This is a genomic window from Clostridium sp. C8-1-8, from assembly GCF_009928445.1.
In the GTDB taxonomy this organism is placed as follows: Bacteria; Bacillota; Clostridia; order Clostridiales; family Clostridiaceae; genus Clostridium_AR.
Map to the genome: position 1 here is coordinate 1 of NZ_JAABNO010000062.1, position 5,350 is coordinate 5,350.

The 5,350-nt window shown below is 30.1% G+C and carries 4 protein-coding genes and 1 tRNA gene; all 5 read left to right on the plus strand.

Features of this window, described 5'->3' with window-relative positions; translation table 11 throughout:
• The first annotated feature begins 124 nt into the window (after positions 1–124).
• The 5 genes from GXK57_RS25980 to GXK57_RS26000 all read left to right on the plus strand — a co-directional run bounded on the left by GXK57_RS25980 (position 125) and on the right by GXK57_RS26000 (position 4,881).
• Positions 125–201, plus strand: a tRNA-Arg gene (locus GXK57_RS25980).
• A 225-nt stretch (positions 202–426) separates the two neighbouring features.
• Positions 427–780: a DUF4362 domain-containing protein gene (locus tag GXK57_RS25985; RefSeq protein ID WP_160680921.1), complete on the plus strand. Its 354-nt coding sequence runs from the start codon at positions 427–429 to the stop codon at positions 778–780.
• A 395-nt stretch (positions 781–1,175) separates the two neighbouring features.
• A complete protein-coding gene (locus GXK57_RS25990) occupies positions 1,176–1,961 on the plus strand; it encodes a flagellar motor protein (RefSeq protein WP_160680922.1) in 786 nt (261 codons plus the stop codon).
• A 14-nt stretch (positions 1,962–1,975) separates the two neighbouring features.
• Complete coding sequence (locus GXK57_RS25995; RefSeq protein ID WP_160680923.1) at positions 1,976–2,746, plus strand: flagellar motor protein MotB; 771 nt, start codon at positions 1,976–1,978, stop codon at positions 2,744–2,746.
• 395 nt (positions 2,747–3,141) lie between these two features.
• A complete protein-coding gene (locus tag GXK57_RS26000) occupies positions 3,142–4,881 on the plus strand; it encodes an ABC transporter ATP-binding protein (protein ID WP_160680924.1) in 1,740 nt (579 codons plus the stop codon).
• The last annotated feature ends 469 nt before the right edge of the window (positions 4,882–5,350 follow it).

The following is a 5,350-nucleotide window of genomic DNA, read 5'->3' on the forward strand; positions in this document are numbered from 1 at the left end:
TACTCCAGCCTTCCAAGCTGAAAAGGTGGGTTCGACTCCCACTACCCGCTCCATACAAAAGACAACTTACAAATTAAGTTGTCTTTTATTTTACTATTTAATAAATTGTAAAAAACTACATTTTGCTCCTATAGCTCAGTTGGATAGAGTGGTGGACTTCGAATCCATAGGTCGCAGGTTCGAACCCTGTTGGGAGCACCAATGTGAAAGTCTTGTAAACACTAAGGTTACAAGACTTTTTATTTTTTTATAAAATAGCTAAAAATCAATTTTGCGGGGGATTTTGTGGGAGATAGTAAACCTTTCAATTTATATATTGATCACTAAAGGTAGATTGTACTAAAGTTTTCTTACTTTGAACAAGTTATATAATCTTTTTAATTTAATAAGATTATAGTGATAATATTATTAAATTAAAGGTGAATTATGAGGTTTATATCTAAGATCTTTAATAAAGAAAAGCCTGATGCTATTATTGAGTCAACTGGATTAATAGATAATAAATTACCAGTATGTATTTTTTTTGATAATGTACTACTAGAAAAGCCTTCTAAGCTTAAAGTAGTAACCTATTCAATAGAAGGAGTACCTGGCACAATAAACATAATTTATGATGGTAATTATATTAAATACATTTTTGATAGATTTGAAAATAATAAATTAACTCACAAGGAGTATAATGGAAATAAATATGTGAAAATTAAGCGAGGAGAATTTATACATTATGATTTATATCAGAATAATAAATTCATAATCTCAATGCTTGGATATAGAAATTAAGGATTTTGTATTGTTGATATAAAGCGCCATAGAAAAAAGAATTTAAGGAAATTAAGTATTATATGTTAAATAAGATTATATGTTAAATAAGATTATATAAGTAAAGAAGAAAGAATTATATGCAGAGTGATAAGACTTTATGAAAATTTAAAAATTAACTAATATATCACAGGTTGGAGCCATTTATAAAGCACAAATATAAAAGCCTTGTAAACACTAAGTTTACAGGCTTTTATACTTTTATATGGCTAAGATTATTGCCTTAATTATGAATTTTTAATAAAAGTTTTGTCTAAATACTAATAAATTTAGGAAAATGTTCGATAAATAAATGTAGAAAAATAATTCAATTATTAACTAATAATGTATTATAAGTCATGAAGTGGAGGATAAGTATGGATATAGGAATAATTGTAAGTATAATTATAGGCTTTGGATCGCTGGTTTTCGCATTTATAGAAGAGGGTGGAAGTCCTACAATGCTTATGGCTTTTTCGGCGGCTGTAATAGTTTTTGGAGGAACTATTGGAGCTGTAGGAATATCCTTTCCAATGAGTAAATTAAAGAATATAGGTAAAATAGTTGGTGTGGCTTTCAAAACTAGAAATACTAATATAAAGGAACAAATTGAATTCTTTAAAGAATTGTCAGTAAAAACTAGAAAGAATGGTCTGCTTAGTTTGGAGTCGGATTTGACGAATGATAGCATGGATCCATTTATAAAAAAAGGCCTTCAAATGGTGGTTGATGGTATTGAGCCAAGTGCTATAAGAGGAATACTAGAGACTAAACTAGAACAGCTATCTGAGCGACATCATGATGGTGCAGCTATATTTGAAGCAGCAGGAGGGTTTTCGCCAACCATGGGTATTATAGGTACAGTTATGGGATTAGTTCAAGTTCTTGGTAACTTAAGTGACCCAAGTACACTTGGACCTAAGATTGCAGTTGCATTTATAGCGACACTTTACGGTGTTGGTACAGCCAATTTATTATGGTTACCTCTAGCTAATAAGCTAAAGGCTCTTGACAAGGAAGAACTCTTGGAGAAAGAACTAACAATAGAAGCAATTATGTTAATTCAAGAAGGGGCTAATCCTAATACCCTAGTATCCAAATTAGAAGGCTTCTTAACTGAAAATGAAGTAGCAGAATTAAATGCTAACAATGCAAATGCTTAGAGAGGTACAGCTATATGAAAAAGAAAAGACCGGAAAAAGAAAATAATGAGAGATGGCTATTAACATACTCTGATTTAATAACTCTATTGATGATATTTTTCGTGGTTATGTATGCTTCAAGTACTGTGGATGCAAAAAAGTATTCCCAGATAGCTAATTCTTTAAGTATAGCTATGGGCGGAGGAAAAAATATTATAGGTACCTCTGATAGTGCTAGTGTAGAGAGTAGTAAAACGTTAATAGATGCTCAGCAGGTTCAGCAAGCTGAAGAAAAAGCTGCTGAAGAAAAGAAGGAAAAAGAAGAACAGCAGAAACTAGAAAATGTAAAAAAAGAAGTTGATAAGATGATTGAAGGTTCAGACTTAAAAGGAAGCATTTCCACAAGCCTTCAAGAAAGAGGATTGGTTATAAGTTTTAATGATACAGTATTCTTTGACAGCGGTAAGGCTGATGTAAAGGGTGATAATCAGAAGAAACTTATTTCTTTAGCTGGAATACTTAATAAAATTGATAATTTCATAAGAGTTGAAGGTCATACTGATAATGTGCCTATAAACACAGCTTACTTCCATTCTAACTGGCAGCTATCTTCTGTGAGAGCAGCTAACGTAGTTGAGTTTTTAGTTAATAATGGTGGAATAGCAGCTAAAAGATTATCTTCTGTAGGTTATGGAGAGTACAGGCCAGTAGCAGCTAATGATTCTGAACAAGGAAGAAGCAAGAATAGAAGAGTTGATATATTATTACTGAACAACACATTAAATGCTTCGGAAAATAAAAATTAAATAAATCATAGTAACGTCAATCTTAAGATTTATGAGTAATATTATAATAGCTTTTACTCATAGTCTTGAGATTGATGTTATTTTTTTATTGTAAAGGTTGATTCAACAACTTGTTATTCCTTAGAAATATCACATGAGGGTTAAAATCCTCACAAGAGTATAATAAGAACTCTTGTATTTCACTTAGGAAATCATGTAGCCAGTCAGAGTTTTCTCGTATCCATTGACTTTGATAATGATTTGAAATACTATAATACAAGTAAAGTAAACGTTAAAATTTTTTTAATAGTTTATCTAAACTAAATTTTATCACACATTTTGAAGGTTGCTTAATAATCTATATGGTGATATTTTATAATTTATATAAAAAGTACGGGGAGGATTAATACAGAAGCATGAGTATATTTAAGAAATTTATCAGTTACTACAATCCATACAAGAAGCTTTTTTTTGCTGATATGGTATGCGCACTAATATTATCTGGGATAGATTTGGTTTTTCCTATGATCGTAAGATATTTAACAAATAACGTATATGTCCTGCAGGACAAGAGTAAGATACTTACATATGTGATTTATGCAGGAATAGCACTACTAATAATGTATATTATAAGGTATTTTTGCCAGTACTTTATAACCTCTTGGGGGCACATAATGGGTGCCAAGATGGAATCGAATATGAGAAAAGACTTGTTTGACCATCTTCAAAAGTTATCGTTTTCCTATTATGATAACAACAATACTGGAACTCTTCAGTCGAGAATAGTCAATGACTTATTTGATATTTCTGAATTAGCTCACCACGGACCAGAAGATATATTTATTTCCATACTTAAACTTTTCGGTTCTTTCTTAATACTTATGAATATTAATACTAGAATAACTTTAATACTCTTCTTTTTAACCTTAGTTATGTTGTATTTCTCCATATTCTATAATAAACATATGAATAAAGTTTTTATGAAGAATAGAGAAAAAATAGCTAATGTAAATGCTATAGTTCAGGACAGCCTATCTGGAATTAGAGTTGTAAAATCCTTTGCTAATGAGGGGATTGAAAGCTCTAAGTTTGAAAAAGGTAATACAGAATTCCTAAAAAGTAAAGAAGATAATTACTTTATCATGGGTAAGTTCTTTAGTGGAAATGGATTCTTCCAAGGACTTTTATATGTATCTGTTATATTGGCAGGTGGGATTTTTATAAGTAATGGAACACTTAAAGTATCAGATCTTATGGTTTATATACTGTATATAAATATATTTTTAAGTCCTATAGATAAGCTTGTAAACTTCACTGAGCAGTTCCAAAAAGGACTTACTGGTTTTGATAGATTCCTACAGGTAATGAATACTGAACCAGATATAGTTGATAAAAAAGGAGCTGTGGAACTTACAAATCCTAAGGGGAATATTGAGTTTAAAAATGTCTCTTTTAGCTATAACAAGAAACACAATATACTTGAGAATATAAATATAAATATAAGTGCAGGAAAAAATGTAGCTTTAGTTGGACCTTCTGGTGGAGGCAAAACCACCTTCTGTAGTTTAATACCTAGATTCTATGAGATAAGTAATGGATCTATTTCTATTGATGGCATTGATATAAGAGATTTAAAACTAAGATCACTTAGGAATGCTATAGGTATAGTGCAGCAGGACGTATATATGTTTACTGGAACAATTAAAGAAAACATAGCATATGGAAAGCCTAATGCTTCCGATGAAGAAATTATCGAGGCAGCAAAAAAAGCCAATATTCACGACTTTATAATGACTTTAAATGAAGGCTATAACACTAGTGTTGGTGAAAGAGGTGTCAAGCTTTCAGGTGGGCAAAAGCAAAGAATATCAATTGCTAGAGTATTTTTAAAGAATCCTCCAATTTTAATATTGGATGAGGCGACTTCTGCTCTGGATAATGAAAGTGAAAAGTTTATACAAAAGTCTTTAGAAGATCTTTCTAAGAATAGAACTACTTTAGTAATAGCTCACAGGTTGAGTACTATAAGAAATGCAGATGAGATTATAGTTCTTACTGATGAAGGGGTAAAAGAAAGAGGAAATCATAATGAGCTCATAGATCTACAAGGAACCTATGCTTACTTGTATAATATGCAGTTTGAGAATATATCATAATAAGATATATGAATACAAAATACCAATTTCTATTTTCCTTATAGAATATATTGAATATAGATGTGTAGAAAATCGCTGAACAAATCATTCAGCGATTTTTTTTGCTAAGGATGAAAAAAGTATTTTATGATAAGAGTATGTTTAGAAGATATAGACGAGATTTGGGATAACTAAAAAGGACATTGCAGTTATCTTTTTATAATTTTATAAGATATAGAATATAAGAGGAATATGTATTATATATAAGCATTATAAGAATAAGTTGATTTAATGATTGATAATTAGTATTGAAAAATATTTATGGCCATGTTATATTAAATATCGTTGTCTGACAAATTAAATTTGAAAAAATACTTAAGTAAAAAGAGTGTTGACAAATTAAATTTATGATGATAATATAAATAAGCAGCAAGAAATGGTCTTTGAAAATTAAACAGAGTAAAATAAACAAAGTCTAAAACTAGACTTA